The sequence below is a fragment of the Schleiferilactobacillus perolens DSM 12744 genome (assembly GCF_001435585.1).
GTDB classification, from domain to species: Bacteria; Bacillota; Bacilli; order Lactobacillales; family Lactobacillaceae; genus Schleiferilactobacillus; species Schleiferilactobacillus perolens.
In genome coordinates, this window is the sequence record NZ_AZEC01000090.1 from 1 (window position 1) to 249 (window position 249).

Below are 249 nucleotides of genomic sequence, written 5' to 3' on the forward strand. Positions count from 1 at the left end.
AAAAACAGGCGATACTTTGATTGTCACTAAGTTGGATCGGTTTGCGCGGAACACACGCGAGGCCTTAGCCATTATCCAAGAGTTGTTTAAAGAAAATGTCAAAGTCAACATTTTGAATATGGGCTTAATTGACAATACGCCGACTGGCCAATTAGTCTTTACAATATTTAGCGCCTTTGCGCAGTTTGAACGCGATATGATTGTCACGCGCACACAAGAAGGTAAATTGTATGCCAAGCAACATGATCC

At 41.8% G+C, this 249-nt stretch carries 1 protein-coding gene; it reads left to right on the forward strand.

Going from position 1 to position 249, the window contains the following annotated elements; genetic code table 11:
• Positions 1-249: recombinase family protein (locus tag FD09_RS15745; RefSeq protein WP_162261536.1), on the forward strand; the 249-nt coding region annotated here is incomplete at both ends.